The 17,233-nt window shown below is 32.5% G+C and carries 16 protein-coding genes and 1 other RNA gene; 9 read left to right on the top strand and 8 right to left on the bottom strand.

What is annotated here, in order from left to right; translation table 11 throughout:
* The first annotated feature begins 20 nt into the window (after positions 1-20).
* A complete protein-coding gene (locus ACNQGN_RS17095; RefSeq protein ID WP_417989044.1) occupies positions 21-842 on the top strand; it encodes a DUF3822 family protein in 822 nt (273 codons plus the stop codon).
* Positions 839-1,438, top strand: a complete 600-nt coding sequence (locus tag ACNQGN_RS17090) for an RsmD family RNA methyltransferase (RefSeq protein WP_417989043.1) — start codon at positions 839-841, stop codon at positions 1,436-1,438. The genes ACNQGN_RS17095 and ACNQGN_RS17090 overlap by 4 nt, the downstream gene beginning before the upstream one ends.
* A 37-nt stretch (positions 1,439-1,475) precedes the next feature.
* On the opposite strand, the gene ACNQGN_RS17085 is transcribed toward ACNQGN_RS17090, so the two are convergent.
* Positions 1,476-3,587, bottom strand: a complete 2,112-nt coding sequence (locus ACNQGN_RS17085) for an outer membrane beta-barrel protein (RefSeq protein ID WP_417989042.1) — start codon at positions 3,585-3,587, stop codon at positions 1,476-1,478.
* Positions 3,588-3,724: 137 nt separating this feature from the next.
* Here ACNQGN_RS17085 and ACNQGN_RS17080 point away from each other — a divergent pair, with 137 nt between their 5' ends.
* Positions 3,725-5,083 (top strand): sensor histidine kinase, encoded by a 1,359-nt coding sequence (locus ACNQGN_RS17080; protein ID WP_417989041.1) that lies wholly within the window; start codon positions 3,725-3,727, stop codon positions 5,081-5,083.
* A 12-nt stretch (positions 5,084-5,095) separates the two neighbouring features.
* Complete coding sequence (locus ACNQGN_RS17075) at positions 5,096-5,785, top strand: response regulator transcription factor (protein WP_417989040.1); 690 nt, start codon at positions 5,096-5,098, stop codon at positions 5,783-5,785.
* Positions 5,786-5,795: 10 nt separating this feature from the next.
* On the opposite strand, the gene ACNQGN_RS17070 is transcribed toward ACNQGN_RS17075, so the two are convergent.
* On the bottom strand, positions 5,796-6,716 hold the full coding sequence (locus ACNQGN_RS17070; protein ID WP_417989039.1) for a ketopantoate reductase family protein: 921 nt from the start codon (positions 6,714-6,716) through the stop codon (positions 5,796-5,798).
* Between the two features lie 58 nt (positions 6,717-6,774).
* An RNA gene (gene rnpB, locus ACNQGN_RS17065) (RNase P RNA component class A) lies at positions 6,775-7,093 on the bottom strand.
* A 120-nt stretch (positions 7,094-7,213) separates the two neighbouring features.
* Here rnpB and ACNQGN_RS17060 point away from each other — a divergent pair.
* The 3 genes from ACNQGN_RS17060 to dnaX all read left to right on the top strand — a co-directional run bounded on the left by ACNQGN_RS17060 (position 7,214) and on the right by dnaX (position 10,102).
* Positions 7,214-7,522 carry a hypothetical protein gene (locus ACNQGN_RS17060; RefSeq protein WP_417989038.1) on the top strand — a complete coding sequence of 103 codons (309 nt, stop codon included), beginning with the start codon at positions 7,214-7,216 and terminating at the stop codon, positions 7,520-7,522.
* Positions 7,523-7,594: 72 nt separating this feature from the next.
* A complete protein-coding gene (locus ACNQGN_RS17055) occupies positions 7,595-8,704 on the top strand; it encodes a class I SAM-dependent methyltransferase (protein ID WP_417989037.1) in 1,110 nt (369 codons plus the stop codon).
* A 312-nt stretch (positions 8,705-9,016) separates the two neighbouring features.
* Complete coding sequence (gene dnaX / locus ACNQGN_RS17050) at positions 9,017-10,102, top strand: DNA polymerase III subunit gamma/tau (RefSeq protein ID WP_417989036.1); 1,086 nt, start codon at positions 9,017-9,019, stop codon at positions 10,100-10,102.
* 118 nt (positions 10,103-10,220) lie between these two features.
* Here the strand turns inward: dnaX and ACNQGN_RS17045 are convergent, their stop codons facing one another.
* On the bottom strand, positions 10,221-10,349 hold the full coding sequence (locus ACNQGN_RS17045; RefSeq protein ID WP_417989035.1) for a hypothetical protein: 129 nt from the start codon (positions 10,347-10,349) through the stop codon (positions 10,221-10,223).
* Positions 10,350-10,398: 49 nt separating this feature from the next.
* On the opposite strand from ACNQGN_RS17045, the gene ACNQGN_RS17040 reads away from it, so the two are divergent.
* Positions 10,399-10,773, top strand: coding sequence for a DNA polymerase III (locus ACNQGN_RS17040; RefSeq protein WP_417989034.1), 375 nt, complete (start codon positions 10,399-10,401; stop codon positions 10,771-10,773).
* A 15-nt stretch (positions 10,774-10,788) separates the two neighbouring features.
* Here the strand turns inward: ACNQGN_RS17040 and ACNQGN_RS17035 are convergent, their stop codons facing one another.
* The 4 genes from ACNQGN_RS17035 to ACNQGN_RS17020 form a co-directional block, all read right to left on the bottom strand.
* The gene (locus ACNQGN_RS17035; protein ID WP_417989033.1) at positions 10,789-11,370 is read right to left on the bottom strand and encodes a TMEM175 family protein; all 582 of its coding nucleotides are present in this window, start codon (positions 11,368-11,370) and stop codon (positions 10,789-10,791) included.
* A 7-nt stretch (positions 11,371-11,377) separates the two neighbouring features.
* Positions 11,378-12,268 (bottom strand): Ppx/GppA phosphatase family protein, encoded by an 891-nt coding sequence (locus tag ACNQGN_RS17030; RefSeq protein WP_417989032.1) that lies wholly within the window; start codon positions 12,266-12,268, stop codon positions 11,378-11,380.
* A gap of 67 nt (positions 12,269-12,335) precedes the next feature.
* Entirely contained in the window at positions 12,336-14,405 is a 2,070-nt protein-coding gene (gene ppk1, locus ACNQGN_RS17025; protein WP_417989031.1) for a polyphosphate kinase 1, read from the bottom strand.
* 5 nt (positions 14,406-14,410) lie between these two features.
* Complete coding sequence (locus ACNQGN_RS17020; protein WP_417989030.1) at positions 14,411-14,896, bottom strand: SixA phosphatase family protein; 486 nt, start codon at positions 14,894-14,896, stop codon at positions 14,411-14,413.
* Between the two features lie 503 nt (positions 14,897-15,399).
* Here ACNQGN_RS17020 and ACNQGN_RS17015 point away from each other — a divergent pair.
* On the top strand, positions 15,400-17,233 hold a 1,834-nt coding region (locus ACNQGN_RS17015; protein WP_417989029.1), incomplete at its 3' end, for an immunoglobulin domain-containing protein.

Below are 17,233 nucleotides of genomic sequence, written 5' to 3'. Positions count from 1 at the left end.
ATGGATTTGAAAATCAAATTATGTCAATACAAAACACGAACATCACCGAAAAAAAATATAAAAGACTGTCCATTCAAGTTTCTTTGACTGGGCTTTCTTTTTGTTGTTTTGACACGCTAAACAATACGGTGACTTCATTTAACGAAGTGCATTTTGAAACCTTTCATAAAGCTACAAAAATTGAAGATTTGTTTGCTGATGCTTTCAGAAACTATCCTGAATTAAAGGATTTCTATGATGATATTTTAGTGATTCACAATAATAATCTTTCAACATTTGTCCCCACAGCGCTTTTTGAAGAAAACTTTTTAGGTAGCTATTTGCAATACAATACCAAGGTTTTTGAAACTGATTTTTTTGCTTTTGATGAAATCCCAAACTACCAGATGAATGCGGTTTATATTCCGTATGTGAATATCAATAATTTTTTTATTGACCAATTTGGTTCTTTTGAGTACAAACATGCTAATAGCATCTTGATTTCCAAATTATTAGTTTCCTCTAAAAACAAGGATGAGAAAAAAATGTTTGTCTATGTTAATACCGGTCATTTTGAAATTATCGTAGTCCAGAATCAAAAACTACTACTTTTTAACTCTTTCGAATATACCACGCCGGAGGACTTCTTATATTATATTTTATTTACAGCCGAACAATTGAATTTAAATCCCGAAAACTTCCCATTGGAATTAATCGGAAATATTGATACCGAAAGTGATTATTTTAAAATCGCTTACAAATACATTCGCAACGTTTCACTTATAGATGTGGAAGATTTGCGATGGAACAATTATTTTTCTGAGGCCGAAAACAGAAATCATTTTATACTTTTCAACTCATGAGAATCATTTCAGGAAAATACAAAGGAAGACGCATTTTTCCACCAAAAGGCTTACCCGTACGTCCCACAACGGATATGTCCAAAGAAGCATTATTCAATGTTTTGAATAACCATTTCAGTTTTGAAGGACTTAAAATTTTAGATTTATTCTCAGGAACCGGAAATATAAGTTATGAATTTGCTTCAAGAGGAAGTACACCAATTACTTCTGTTGATGGGGATTTTGGTTGTGTAAAATTCATAAAGCAAGTCGCTGCCGAATATGATTTTAATATTGCTGCCACAAAAAGTGATGTTTTCACTTATTTAGAAAGATGCAAAACATCTTACGATATTATTTTTGCAGATCCTCCATATGCTTTGGACCAAAAAACTTTCGAAAAAATAATTCTATTAGTTTTCGAAAAAGAATTGCTTAATGATGAAGGAATGATGGTAATAGAGCATTCGAAATATACTAAACTGGATCACATGATTCACTTTTCGTTCCAGAAAAGTTACGGCGGTTCAATTTTTAGTTTTTTCGAAATAGGTTCTAGCAATGAAGACGAGTATTCTGAAAACGAATCAGACCAAAATGATGGCGAAGAAGAGTAATCCCGATTCGCTGCAAAACAGAAAATAAAAAACTAATTTACCGAATCCGATTCGAATTTTCATCAATATCTTTCTCCTTAAATTCGGTATTTTTTATTTTTCCAAAGGAATACTTTACGGAACAGGAAACTAAATTTGAATCGGTATAATATATTCCTTTTGCAGCAATGTTGTTTATCGTAAAGCTTTCATGAAATTTCATTTGTCTAAAAATATCATTATAACTTAAAGAACAATCAAAGTGCTTAAAGAGTGTTTTAGAAACTATGAAATCCATTGTAAACAAAGCACTTTTTTCAAAAACCCCTTGCTGCTGTCTGGTCAGGCCCCAGCCTGTTAATGCTACTTCTATTTCTTTTGGCAACTTGAACGAGTGATTGCTATAGTAATATAAATATGGTTTGGCGTCATTTGTAACAGCTTGTTTATCTTCAATTTTACTGAAGGTAAAATTTAAAGTATTGGTTGCGGTCCAAAATCTATATTTGAATGGAACAATAAACTCTAAGTTAAAACCTGTTTCTTTTTCAAAATTCGTATTTTGAAAAGTCAATACATTTTGAGAAGCATCATAAGATGAACCGTAATAAATTGGATTCTTGATTTTGTTATAACTCACTTTTATAGATTTGTCTTTATAGTGATAGCTTAAAGCGACTTCATCTGTAATTGTTGGATCCAGATTGATATTATTAGACCAAACAAAATAGGGATTTATGTAGGCTGAAACTTGACTTGTCGTAGAAAAGTTTGGTCTTGAAATACTTTTCGCATAATTAAAATTTATAGTTTCACTGTTCATTGGAATTTCGATTGCAACTTTTGGAAACAAATTGATGTAATTTTTATCGACTAATAAAGCGTTGTCTGATTGAAATTTTCCTTTTGCTATGGTATTTTCAACACGTAAACCAAAGGAATAATTTACTTTCTTGATATTTCCGAAGAGTTGTGAGTACACCGCAATATTAGTTTCTTTATACTTGTAGATAGAATGTAGAATACTGCCTGGATTTACATTTTCTATTAAGAAGTCAGTATTCGGATTTGCCTGGAGGTAAAGTGTTCCGAGTTCCACCTTCATTTTGTTTTTAAACTCTTTTTCGAAATCTGCTCTTCCAGAATAAACAGCAATACGTATTTTTTGATTTCTATTTTGAGATAATTCAAAACTAGTATCATTGTAATTATTAAAAATAATACTGGCAACTTCCTGATTGAACCTGGAATATTGAAAGCCTGAAAATAAAATCCCATTGATACTTTTTATTTTATGATTGTAGTTTATGAATCCATTAGAAAAGTTTCGAGATTCATCATTAACATTCAAAGTATTGACTGTATTAATCGTACTTTGCTGCTTATTATACGTTTCTGTTTTGATATCAAAATTATCTTTTTGGTCTTTTCTACTAAAATTTAAAGACAAATAATCCTCTTCATTAATTTTATAAAAAACGCCTCCTCCAAAAATAAATTGTGGGCGTTTGGTAACTGCTGTAACCCGATAATTTGAAATAATAGCATTTGTAGGAATCGTAAAGTCATTGCCGTTGCTTTCCCATATTTTAAGTTGATTGTAGTTGAAATTTGTTTTGAACTCAAATTTGTTTTTCTTTAAACTGGAAGTAACCCCAAAATAATTGTTGAAATACTTTTTAAAAGATACCACTTCGGATATAGTAGTTTTAAAACCCTCTTTTTTACTAAACTTTCTTGTAATCAAAATAACAACTCTTCCGGCTGCTTCATATTTCGAAGAAGGATTATTTACGATTTCAATGGTTTTAATTGCATCAACTGGCAACGCATTCAAATCATTTATTCCTACTTTTTGATTGTCTATGTACAATAGTGGATTCCCTTTTCCAATAACCATAATACTTTCTTTGTCAATACTCAGCTGAATGCCGGGAAATTTAGATAATAAATCTATTGTATTAGGAATTGAATTATATACTGAATTAGCAATATCAACTTTAATATTTCCATTTTTGTGCGTAAAAAGTTTGCTTTCACGACTAACAGTTACTTCGTTTAATTTAGTAGAAGTACTGTCTTTTGAGATCCCATTTTGTCCATAGCCAAATCCTGTTATAAAAAGGCAAATCGCAATAATGCCATTTTTAATACTTGCGATGCTTTTCATATAAATTTGTTGTTAGGTGTGAAACATGGCAAAAATGCTACTAAATACCAAAAGTCTAAGTTAATCGAAGGTTAATGCGAGGTTAATACCTGGATTGAATAATAAAACACCTATTTTTGATTTGAATTTTTCAATAAATGAAACAAAAAATCAATTTATTAATTGCGTTTTCGGTTATCGCTTTGATCACATTGTCGGTTGTACAATGGTATTTGGTGAAGACGGCCTACGATTACAAAGTGGCTCAGTTTCACTCGGAAATCAAAGAGGAAATTGGTACTATTTCGAATGATTATAGTGATATTGATTCGACGATTGTTTATAAAAAAGATTTGTTTTATAAACAATTGGCGGAGCATTTTATTCAGAACAAAAAAAATAAATTTGAAATCAAAAATACTTTGCTTCAAAACAAATTCAGAGGCGAATTGACACGAAAACTACAACTTAAATTTGAGCGAGAAATCCCAAATATTTCTATTGAGTTTGCTATTGTTCTTAACAAGTTCATCATTTATAACGGTCGAAAAAAAGCAGACACTATCTTTTCGGAAAAACCACTTTTTAAAAATAAATTGTATGGGAATTTGGCTTCCTTGAACAATGCGTTTTTAGTCCGAAATTATGTTGGAACAATAAATGGTTCCTCCCAAATGCAGGAATACAAATTACTTACGGAAGATTCAATGTATGTTGCTGTAATTAATTGGGAAACCATAATTCTAAAAAGAATGAGAATGGTTTTATTCTTATCGCTACTTTCTATTCTAACATTAACAACTCTTTTTGTAATTGGTATTAAAGCATTAATCAAACAAAAAAAAGTGAATGATGTAAAAACTGATTTTATCAATAACATCACTCACGAGCTCAAAACACCACTGACAACTTTGGGGATTTCCACCAAAATACTGGAACGAAAAGACATTCGGGAGAATGAAGTCCAATTCAACACTATTCTTCACACAATTTCGCGTCAGAACAATCGTTTGCAAAATTTGATTGACCAAGTAATATCTTATTCACTGGGTGTAAATGAAATTGAATTACAAAAAGAAAAAATTGATTCGGAGACTTTTTTGACTCCAATTATAGGAGATTTCAAAATTTTATATCCAAAAATCAATGTCATAATCGACTTCAATACACAAAAGACCAATTTATTACTAGACCAATTTCATTTAACAACAGCCATCCAAAACGTACTTGAAAATTCTGCAAAATATGGCAGCAGCACGATTACCATTAAAACAGAATTAATCAAAAACCAATTTAACATAAGCATTAAAGACAATGGAATTGGGATTTCTAAAAACAAACAATCGCTATTATTTGATAAGTTTTACAGAGTCGAGCAAGGTAATTTACATAATGCAAAAGGACTGGGATTAGGCCTTTATTATGTAAATCAAATCATAAAAGCGCACCAAGGTTCGATTGCTGTCATCAGCGATTTAGGAAAAGGATCTATATTTACTATTATATTTAAAGTCTAATAAATTTTCCAATTGAAAAAAATACTTTTAGCCGAAGATGATACTGATTTTGCGAGCGTTCTCAAACAATATCTAGAATTGTATGATTATAATGTCACTTGTGCAGAAGATGGAGAAGAAGCCTTGATGCTATTGCAATCAGCGACCTTCGACATTTGCGTTTTTGATATCATGATGCCAAAAATGGATGGATTTACACTTGCTGAAAAAATTATCAAAATCAAACCTGAAATTCCTTTTGTTTTTCTAACGGCAAGAAAATTAAAAGAAGATAGAGTTATCGGATTAAAATTGGGAGCTGATGATTATATTGTAAAACCTTTTGAGGCTGAAGAACTTGTTTTACGATTGAATAATATTTTAAAAAGAAGCCTACAAAAACAAATTCTTTTTTCGCAAATTGATGAATTACAAATTGCTTCTTATCTTTTCGATACTAAGCGTCTATCTCTAAAAAACAGTTGCAGAACACAACAACTCACAGAGAAAGAAGCGGCTCTTATCCATTTTTTTTATATCCATAAAAACCAGATGGTAAAAAGAGAACAAATCCTAAAAACCATTTGGGGCACTACTGATTTCTTTTCCGGAAGAAGCATGGATGTCTACATCAGTAAAATTCGGAAATATTTCAAAGATGATTCTCGAATTAGTATTGAAAGCATTCGAAATATTGGATTGGAATTTAAGATCGAAAAATAAATTTTTAGTTTTAACGCAACAACTTCTCCAGTATCATTCGATATACAGGTGTCGTAACACCATAATTCACTGCTTGATCCACAACATATTTTGTCAAAGAAGTTACTTCAGTGCTTCTTCCTGCCACGAAATCTCTGTGCATTGATGAAGTGGCGTCTTGAGGAGATTTTTCAAGTTTGGCAATCGTCTGAGCTACAATATCTTTTGGCAGCGCTAATCCCTTTGCGGCAGCGACAGAACTAATCTCATTTAAAAGTGAACTATAAATTGCTTTGCTAGTGGGATTATTTAAAATTCCTCCAATGTTTTGATTCAAATAGGAAGTTGCTGAAGCCAAGGCTGAAATAAAAATAAATTTTTCCCAAACCGTTTCTTCAATATTTTCTACAAGATAACTTTCGACAGAAGCCTTTTTAAAAATGGATTGTAAATCATTTAGTTTTGAAATCGGACTATTTTTAGAACCAAAAAATAACTTTTCATAGTGGCCTATTTTCTTAATAACCCCAGGAGATACAATCATCGAGACAATATAAACACAACCTTGTAAAACGTTATTTTCAGGAAACAGTTTTTGTATCCGTTCGGTGGCATCAACACCATTATATAAAGGAAGAATAATCGTTTTTGGCGTGATGCAGTTCTTTATCGATTCTAAACTGCTTTCAATATCATAGGTTTTAGTAGCACAGATAAGATAGTCGAGTTTGCCTATTTCTTCAGGATTATTTGAAACCAAATGTGGAAAAGCAATCATTTCACTTTCATCTGAAATAATTTTTAAACCATTTTCTTTTAGTGCTTTTTGAGTTGCACCACGAGAAATAAATACAATTTCTATTGCATCAGAATCAGAATACGCTTTTGCTAATAATCCTCCGAAATAACCGCCTACCCCACCCAATCCTAAAATCCCTATTCTTGTTTTCATAAAAGAAAAATTTTACTTTTTTTACTAAATTAATACAAGAAACAAATAAGATAGTAAAAAAAAATGCAGACCTATAAGCCGGATTCTGTCCCCGAAAAAATCGGAGCCTTATCATTTATCTAGACTTACAATTACTCATAAGTTCAAGCTATCTACCCTTCAACAACGGACGAGAAGCCCTTAAATGCTGATATACTTGATATTTCACCGCATAGAGTTTACCTGGTTTCACTACAGCATTACCTGTACATACTTTCTGTTGCACTTGTCCTAATCCGATTGCTCGAACCGACGGGGGTTACCCGCTATGCTTCCCTATGGTGTCCGGACTTTCCTCCCTTTTGATTTCTCAAAACGACGATAAGGCGGTCTGCGCTGCGAATTTACGATATTTTTTGACGGATGTCAATTTTTGACTATCTACTTTAACATGTCTTTTGCAAGCGCTTAAAAATAAAATAGTTATCTTTATAAATAACATTTAAATTCCATAAATCATGAAACCAACATACCATTATACAACAGTTTTAGAAGCCTTAGAAGATTTAAAAGAAAAAGGCTTTACCTATGACTTTAATATCCATCAAGATGATATTAAAGCAAATCCGCACAAATTTGAAGTAAAACACGTCTATCGTTACGAAGGGGATGCAGATCCAGGCGAAGAATCGGTAGTTTATGGAATTACTTCCGATTCAGGCGAAAAAGGAGTTTTTGTCGCTGGCTTTTCGGCAAATTCGAATAATGATGCAGCACTTGTTTTGGAAAAGTTATGTATCGAAAGCAGCGGGCAATGTAATCTATAATTTTCTTATAACTCTCTTTAGACAAAGAACTTTATTTTTAGGGTTTTCTCAAAAATTTAATTAGTAAGTTCTATGCAGTTATCCCAAATAATAAAAGAACGAATCAAGAAAGATGGTCCAATCTCTTTTCGGGATTTTATGGAAATGGCATTGTATTATCCAGAATTAGGATATTATAATTCCACGCAAGACAAAATCGGTGCAAATGGTGATTTTTACACTAGCGCAAATCTTACCGCTGCTTTTGGTGCCATGATAGGCCGTCAAATTGAAGAAATGTGGCGAAACTTAGAAAAAAAACCTTTTACAATTGTTGAATATGGTGCTGGAACCGGTTTATTATGTCACGATATTTTAGACTATTTAAAAAATAATAACTCTTTGTATGATAACGTAATTTATTGCATTATTGAAAAAAGCTCAAACATGCGAGAAATACAAAAAAAACATTTACATGAAAAAGTAAGATGGTACAATTCAATTCGGGACATTCCTAAAATTAATGGCTGCATTCTATCCAATGAACTCATCGATAATTTTTCAGTTCATCAGGTATTTATGCAGGATCAGCTTAAAGAAATATTCGTTGACTATAAAGATAATTTTATTGAAATTTTGAAACCTGCAAAAAAAGAACTTGTTGACTATTTTACTGCATTAAATATACAATTACCAAAGGGGTATCTTACCGAAGTCAATCTAGAAGCAGTATCATGGATAAAAGAAGTTTCGCAATCTTTACAGAGAGGCTACGTAATAACCATCGACTACGGTTCTTTGTCCACTGAATTATACAACAGCCACAGAGGTTCTGGGACCCTCTTATGCTATTATAAACATCAAAAAAACGACAATCCCTATTTATCAATTGGCCAACAAGACATTACAACGCACATTAACTTTTCCGCTCTTTCTTACTGGGGCGAGCAGTTCGGATTGGAATGTTGCGGAATAGTAGATCAAGCCCAATTTTTACTGGCACTTGGCATTAAAGAATATCAAAATCTAACTTTAAATAAATCAGACAATTTGGAATTGGCCCTACAGGAATCCGTCATAAATTATAGATTACTGATCGATATGGGAACAAAATTTAAAGTATTAATACAACAAAAAGGAATACCGGAATATCCCTTATCAGGTTTAAAATTTTTGAATACTTCAAAAAAAGTCTTTAGTTAAAAACGGGAATGGTGCCCGATTTCGAGTGTAAAAATAAACTTGAAATTTATAAATGATTTACTTTTGAATTATAATTTAATTAGTCCTATTTCCGGCTATCCGTTACAAATGAAATTCTCTGCACTTCTGTGAAAATAAAAAACACAGTAAAGAAATCTTATATACCAAAAGCCGTCACATCATGATTTCCTCTTCTGTCTGGGCTATCGAATCCAAGAAATTAAAACCATTTTAAAAATTATAAAATCTTTCAAGCTGCAAATTTTTCCATCTTTAAATTAAAACCTATATTTGCTTTCGAATAAAAATTCTATGGAACAATTTGTTGTATCGGCTCGTAAATATCGTCCTCAAACATTTAAAGATGTTGTAGGGCAAAAAGCCATTACCAATACTTTATTGAATGCCATAGAAAGCAATCACCTTGCTTCTGCCCTATTGTTTACAGGACCTCGTGGTGTAGGAAAAACAACTTGTGCCCGTATTTTGGCTCGAAAAATAAATCAGCCTGGGTATGATGATCCAAATGAAGATTTTGCCTTTAATGTTTTCGAATTGGATGCTGCTTCCAACAACTCTGTGGATGATATCAGGAATCTAATTGACCAAGTTCGTATTCCGCCACAAACGGGACAATACAAAGTGTATATTATAGATGAGGTTCACATGTTGTCTTCGGCAGCTTTTAATGCTTTCTTAAAAACATTGGAAGAACCGCCAAAGCATGCCATTTTTATATTGGCTACGACCGAAAAACATAAAATTATTCCGACAATATTGTCGCGTTGTCAGATATTTGATTTCAAAAGAATTACTGTAAAAGATGCAAAAGAGCATCTTGCTGAAGTTGCCACAAGTCAAGGTGTAAATTTTGAAGATGATGCCTTGCATATTATTGCCCAAAAAGCTGATGGAGCAATGCGCGATGCTTTGTCCATTTTTGACAGGGTGGTTTCCTTTTGTGGAAAAGACTTAACGCGTCAAGCTGTCACAGAAAACCTGAATGTACTCGACTATGAAACCTATATCAATGTAACCGACTTAATTTTGGAAAACAAAATTCCAGATTTATTAATCGCTTTCAACGATATCCTTTCAAAAGGATTTGATGCTCATCATTTTGTATCAGGGTTAGCATCGCATTTTAGGGATTTATTAGTTTCTAAAACACCCTCTACCTTATCGTTACTGGAAGTTGGAGAGCAAGCGCAAAAATTATATGGTGTGCAAGCGCAAAAATGCAGTCAAGACTTTCTTTTAAAAGGAATTGAAATTGCAAACGATTGTGATTTGAAATATAAACTGAGTCAAAATCAACGCCTTCTTGTTGAACTTTGTTTGATGCAACTAGCCTCTATCACTTTTGATGGAGAAAAAAAAAAGTTGAGCAATTTATAATTCCTCCTACTTATTTTAGAAAAAATGATTATTCGATTGAAGACTCGAATCAAGGTCAACAGGTAAAGCAAAGCCCTAAAACTGAAAGTATCGCAAGCAGTCCCATTGCTGAGAAGCTTCAAGAAAAAGAGCAGGAAGCTATCGTTATTACACCTGCAATTTCTGCTCCTACTCCAGTAAAAATTGACATTCCACAATCCAATGAACCAAAGGTTTCTGCTTTTTCATTAGCCAGTATTCGTGCCAAAAAAGCATTAGAAGAAAGCAGTAAAGGAATCGTAAAAGAAGCTGTTCATTTGCCAACAGAAACTTTCACTGAAACTGAAATGTTATTGAATTGGAACAAGTATGCACAACGTCTAGGAGATAAAGGATATAAAATTATGGAATCGTTATTGCTTATTAACGACCCTAAATTAAATGGAACTGCGATCTCAATTGAATTACCAAATGAAGGTTCTAAATTAGATTTTGAAAAGGAACTGAATGGACTTTTGGGTCATTTAAAAGGTCATTTACACAATCATGACATCACAATAGAAGTAATTGTGAATGAAAGTATTGAGAGCAAAAGAAGCTTCAATGACCAAGACAGATACAATAGGCTTCATGAAATAAATCCAAATATTGAACTCTTACGCACAACATTTGGATTAGATTTAGATGCTTAATCTTATGCCGTAAGATTACCCATTAGAATTGATAATTTTTTCAATTCTTTTATCGGGTACAAGCCAAATTATGGCAACTATTATATAAATAAAAGCAGCTACAATCTCATAAAAAAAAGAAATCACTATTGCGCTTAAATATAATATGTTAGAGATTTTTCCTTTAAAATTTTCTCCAAGTGCTTTTGCTAATATTGAATTTTCTCCTTCAGTAGCGATAATTATATTTTGAAGGATCCAAAAAGCTATTGCAGCGAAAAAAAGAATTATGCCATACAACGTAATGGTCGCTTTGGCAAAATTGTGTTCTCCCATCCATCCGGTTGAGACTGGAATTAATGACAGCCAGAATAACAAATGAAGATTTGCCCAAAGTATTTTACCATTTACTTTGGTAATACTTTGCAGCATGTGATGATGATTATTCCAGTATATGCCTACATAAACAAAACTTAATATGTAGCTTAAAAACTTGGGGAATAATGCTTGCAAATCGCTAAAATTTTCTCCTTCCGGAACTTTTATCTCCAGGATCATAATAGTAATTATAATAGCCAAAACACCGTCACTAAAAGCTTCTAATCTGTTTTTATTCATTTTTAAATTATATTTTACCGTAATACATCGCTTTTACAATCCCATCCGAAAGTCCAATTTTAGGGACATAAATATTCCTGGCGCCACTCCATTTCATTGCATTAAGATAAATTCTAGTCGCGGGAAGAATTACGTCAGCACGATCGGGATTCAATCCTAATTCTGAAATTCTTTGTTCATAGGAAAGTGAGTTCAAGAAAGCATACTGGGAATTCATGTAAATGTAAGACAAAGGCTTTTCTTGCATTTTTCCTGACATTTTGAAGATCTTATTAATATTTCCGCCGGAGCCTATCAGAGTTACTTCGTCATATTCATGCGTATTTGTTTTAATCCATTTTTCAATTTCATCCCAAACAACGTCACATACCATATCATTTAGTAAGCGTACTGTCCCTGCTTTGAATGATCTGGAATTTATCATTTTACCATTCGAAAATAACGTAAATTCAGTACTTCCACCACCAACATCCACAAAAAGATACGTTTGATCTGTTTTTAATAGATGATGTAAATCAGTTGAAGCAATAATTGCCGCTTCCTTTTTCCCATCGATTATTTCTATTTTGATATCTGCTTTTTTCTTAATCATTGCAACCACTTCCTTACCATTGTAGGCTTCACGCATCGCTGAAGTCGCAAATGCCATATAGCGTTCTACTTTATGCACTTTCATCAAGAGGTTGAATGCTTTCATGGCATCACACATCCTTTCCATATTCTCTACTGAAATTTCACCTACCGTAAAAGCATCTTGTCCCAAACGAATTGGCACACGTACAAGTGAACTTTTATTGAACTGAGGCTCTTTTCCATCTTGCTCAACAATATTTACAACCAATAAACGCATCGCATTTGAACCGATATCTATTGCAGCATATTTTTTTAATTTAATCATTCCTAATCTATGATTTTAATTTAGTTTCTTATTTAATTCGAGGACAATAGCAAATATGAAACCATTTTTAAACAATTTCTTCTAAGACATCAATTTTATTTTGATAGTACCTATAAGTCTCTAATTGAGCTCTAAAAACAGGATCATGCTTTCTTACCCTGTATTTATTATCTAATTTATAACTATGATATCGCGCTTTTACATTTCCTTTCCAACCCAAATCAAAATTGTCAATAAGCTCACTTTTAATTTCCTGATCATAAATGGGGCAAGTAACTTCTACTCTACCGTCCAGATTTCTGGTCATAAAATCTGCCGACGAAATATAAACTTCCGTTTGACCGGCATTTCCAAAAATATAAATTCTGGAATGTTCCAGATAATTATCAACAATACTTATTGCTTCTATGTTTTCGCTCATCCCTGGAATTCCTGGTATCAATGAACAAATACCTCTAATTTCTAGTTGTATTTTTACGCCAGCATTACTGGCCTCATATAACTTATCGATCATTTTAAAATCTGACAGACTATTCATTTTCAGCTTTATATGCGTCTTTCTACCTGCCGATGCATGCAAAATTTCCCGGTCTATTAGTTTGTAGAATCGTGTTCGGGTATAATGAGGAGAAACAATAAGATGCTTGTAACGATGCACACGATAATTAATATCAAAGAACTCGAAAATTTTTGTAATGTCTTTGAGAATCTGTTGATGACTTGTAAAAAGAGTCACATCTGTATATACTTTTGCTGTAGATTCATTGAAATTACCTGTAGAAATAAAACCATAACGTTTTATTTTATCATTTTCAGTTCTTTCAATAACGCATATTTTACTGTGTACTTTTAGTCCTTTTATTCCAAAAATAAGTTCAATACCTTCCGTTTTCATTTGCTCTGCATACGAAATATTAGAAGCTTCATCAAAACGCGCTTGCAATTCGATTTGAACAGTCACTTTTTTTCCGTTTTTGGCGGCATTAATCAGAGAACTAATTATCTGAGAATTTTTTGCCAAACGGTATAATGTAATTTTTATGGAGGTTACTTTTGGATCAAGTGCTGCTTCACGTAAAAATTTAGTGAGATAAGAAAAAGATTGATATGGTGCATTTAACAGATAATCTTTAGTACTTATTTTTTCTAATATACTTCCTTGAAGACTTAATCCCGGAATTGGCAAAGGTTCATTTGTTTGATATAATAAATCGAATCTACCAAGATTTGGAAAATTCATATAATCACGTCTGTTATGATACCTGCCACCAGGAATAATACTGTCAGTCGAAACTATTTTCATTTTATCCAGAAAAAATTGAAGCGTGTCTTTTTCTATCAACTGATCATAAATAAAACGAACGGGTTCTCCTATTCTTCTATCTTTAACACTTGTAGAAATTTTTTCAATCATACTTTTACTTAAATCACTATCAATATCTAATTGTGCATCTCTAGTAATTTTAATCATGTGAGCCGAAACACTTTCATAATCGAAAATATTAAAAATACTACTCAAATTATGCCTAATTACATCATCAAGTAGTATTATATATTGCTTTTCATTTTTAGATGGCAAAACAACAAATCGATTAATTGTCTTCGGAATTTCAATCACTGCATAGCGAACCTCATTACTTCGATTCATAACTAATTTGACCGCTAAATATCCTAAAGTATCCTTTAACAATGGGAACTCCGCTAAATCATTTAATATTATCGTAACTAATTCCGGACTTAATTTTTGAATAAAAAAGTCTTTTAAAAAATTTTCTTGTTCTCTTGAAATTTCATTTTCATTAATAATGAATATGTTTTCTTTTCCAAGTTTTGTTTCAATGTCATTTAAAATTCGTAAACTTTCGGATTGTTGCTGAATTACTATTTCAGTAATATCTTTCACTAATTGTTGCGCCGAAATACCGCCAAGATATTTCTCTCCAGATATTCCTGAGAGACTTAATCTTCTAATAGCGGCAAAACGAACTCTAAAAAACTCATCGAGATTATTCGAAAAAATACCTAAAAATCGTAATCTGTCCAATAATGGTACGGAATCATCTGCAGCTTCCTGAAGTACTCTTGCATTAAACGCTAACCAACTTTTTTCTCTATCAATATATCTATGTTCTAACACTTTATTTATTTTAAATCCTTGGGGAATATTATTTTTTGAGTTTTGCCTTTTTTAATTTTATCCCAGTCATCTGTATCAAATTGTAGAGATACAAACCCAGCTGTAGGAACATTAGTAATAAATGCATCTCCAAATTTATTAACAAAATTTGTAATGGCCTCATTATGTCCAAAAAGAATAACATTTTCTATACCATTATTGCAAGATTTAACAACTTTCTCTAATTTATTTTCATCAAAAGTGTAAAGCTCATCTTTATAATCAATACTTTCAATCGGATAAGATATATTTTGGGCAAAAATCATTGCTGTTTCTGAGGCTCTTTCTGCTGAGCTACTCCAAATCATATATGTCTTAGGAATAAAATCACTTATATAAGAGGAAACAAGATGTGCATCTTTCATTCCTTGATTTGTTAAAGGTCTATCCTTGTCATGCAAAGGGGCTTCCCAACTTGATTTTGCATGCCGTACTAATATTAAATTTTTCATAATCCAAAATTTTTATTTACCAATAACCTTCATCAATTTATTTAAGATTACAAATTACAAAATTTATTTTAAATGCAATTATTTATTCAGATAGAAATAATACAAAATATAGTATATTTACGAATACTAATCTTACAAAACAACAAAAAAGATTCAAGTAAAAATACAAATATACCTACAAAAAAAACAAACATACCTTCAGATAATCAATACTTTAACTGTTTATTCTTACTTTTTATTTGTTAATGTTAATTTAAATTATAGATTTGAAATGTTAAAATTTTATCTAAAAATTATACGAGAATTAAAAACTATCTTAAAAAAGTCAGGTATATGCTTTTTTTTTTAATTTTTTTTAACAAAAAATGTCGTTTCAACGAGTATTTAGGTTATTGGTAGAAAAAAAAATTATAATTAAATCATTCTAAGTAGTTTCGTAAAGAATACAAGCATTTAAGCATTAACTTATTTTGTTTTGTCCCAAATAAATTAAATGAGAAATCATGAAAAAAATTACTTTAAGATCCGTTACTTCATTCATACTAGTTTTTACAACGATCATTTTTGATTTGGATTATATTTATGCCCAGCAATCGCAAGGTGTTGTAAACGGTGATGATTGTATTAGTATTGTTAATTGTCCTTCTGACCAATTTAAATGTGCCGACGTGGTTGTTAATGGTCAGTCTGGGGCTTATTTTACTTGGACAACGCCTACAATATCCCAAAATTGTTCGATTGGCAGTAATCCAAATGCAAATTTCCAAATGTTGTTTGAATTAAATGAGTCACTATTGAGTTCCGACTGTTGGGATTTTAATTATATTTCAAGAGTTGGCGGTTCTGGTGGACATATAAAATTATTTTCGGGAAATGATGGTGATAGTTCAAACGATTCGAAAGTTACTACGCCTTATCTAATAATTGAAGATGACACTAATGTTTCTATAGACGCGAGTTATAATAATGGAACTTATTCTGTTCAATTGGTTTTAGTGGGTGACGCAACACATCCTGATATCCCCTTATCTATTCAATCAGTAACCAGCGCTACTTCAACATATAGTTGGGCTGCCGATTTTGATGCAGGTATTGGTACCACAACTCATATAACAGGAGTTTATAGATTGAAATTTATTTTTCATTATACCGGTTCAAAACCAAATAATGCAAACAAAGGAGATACAGTTATTGCAGTTAAAGCTATTTTGAATGACGACGGATGTTCAGCAGGTGTTGACTTTTCTGTAACAGGACCAAATACTGGTTTTTATACCGTTGGATCACATGATTTACAATATGTTGCGACGTATACAAGTCCAAGCGGTGTAGTTAAAACTAAATCTTGTGCCTTTAACATTACGGTAAGTAGCTTGCCTACAATAACTGGGACTACACCTTCAGCCGGTTGTGGAACAGGCTCTGTAACGCTGGGAGCAACCTCTTCTGCTGGAATAATTAACTGGTATGCCGATCCAACTGGCGGCTCATCTTTAGCAACTGGAAATTCGTATATAACTCCTAGCATCACATCCACTAAGATTTATTATGTGGATGCAACCGCAAATTCTTGCACATCTACCAGGACTGCTGTGACAGCAACCATCAATGCATTGCCTACAGCAACCGTTACCGGAACATTGAGTGCTTGTTTAACTACTCTATTAACTGCTAATACAGATGCCGTTTCACCAAGTTATGTTTGGTATAAAGACGACGTTGCCATAAATGGACAAACAGCTTCAACACTTATTGTTACAGCCAATGGAAATTACAAAGTAAAAATAAAAAATGAAATAACTTCGTGTGAGCAGATTTCTGAATCCTCTTCAGTTAGTGTTGAGGATACTACTGCTCCTTCAATTTCTGCAGCTGGTAGCAATACAATAATCAATTGTCCGGCACTTCCTGTATTCACAGCTCCTACAGCTACAGATAATTGCTCAACAGCTATTGTAAATGTTGTTTCTGATATAACAACTCCTGGTAATTGTATAGGTGCATATAGTAAAACAATCACTTGGGATGCAACAGATGGAAGTGGCAACCATAGTGTAACAGTAAGTCAGACCATAACAGTTCAAGACAATAATGCTCCGACAGCTTCTAACCCTGCTGCCATTACTCTTAGCGGTTGCAACGGAACTTTCCCTGCTGCAGATACTGCTGTAGTGACTGATGAGGCCGATGCCTGCTCAACTCCGGTTGTGGCTTTCGTTAGTGATAGTGCTCCTGCTTTAGTGGGTTGTACTGAAACTACAATCAGAACATACAGTGTAACGGATGCTTGTGGAAACACAATCAATGTTACTCAAAATTTAATCAGAACGGTTGACC

Source organism: Flavobacterium rhamnosi (assembly GCF_048286515.1).
Classification (GTDB): domain Bacteria; phylum Bacteroidota; class Bacteroidia; order Flavobacteriales; family Flavobacteriaceae; genus Flavobacterium.
This window is presented reverse-complemented; position numbering and strand designations above follow the sequence as displayed.

Coding starts and splice junctions, on each gene's coding strand:
- ACNQGN_RS17090 (WP_417989043.1), top strand. CDS start 839: ATGAGAATCATTTCAGGAAAATACAAAGGAAGACGCATTTTTCCACCA.
- ACNQGN_RS17095 (WP_417989044.1), top strand. CDS start 21: ATGTCAATACAAAACACGAACATCACCGAAAAAAAATATAAAAGACTG.
- ACNQGN_RS17070 (WP_417989039.1), bottom strand. CDS start 6,716: ATGAAAACAAGAATAGGGATTTTAGGATTGGGTGGGGTAGGCGGTTAT.
- ACNQGN_RS17030 (WP_417989032.1), bottom strand. CDS start 12,268: ATGATTAAATTAAAAAAATATGCTGCAATAGATATCGGTTCAAATGCG.
- ACNQGN_RS17020 (WP_417989030.1), bottom strand. CDS start 14,896: ATGAAAAATTTAATATTAGTACGGCATGCAAAATCAAGTTGGGAAGCC.
- dnaX (WP_417989036.1), top strand. CDS start 9,017: ATGGAACAATTTGTTGTATCGGCTCGTAAATATCGTCCTCAAACATTT.
- ACNQGN_RS17080 (WP_417989041.1), top strand. CDS start 3,725: ATGAAACAAAAAATCAATTTATTAATTGCGTTTTCGGTTATCGCTTTG.
- ACNQGN_RS17060 (WP_417989038.1), top strand. CDS start 7,214: ATGAAACCAACATACCATTATACAACAGTTTTAGAAGCCTTAGAAGAT.
- ACNQGN_RS17085 (WP_417989042.1), bottom strand. CDS start 3,587: ATGAAAAGCATCGCAAGTATTAAAAATGGCATTATTGCGATTTGCCTT.
- ACNQGN_RS17035 (WP_417989033.1), bottom strand. CDS start 11,370: ATGAATAAAAACAGATTAGAAGCTTTTAGTGACGGTGTTTTGGCTATT.
- ACNQGN_RS17055 (WP_417989037.1), top strand. CDS start 7,595: ATGCAGTTATCCCAAATAATAAAAGAACGAATCAAGAAAGATGGTCCA.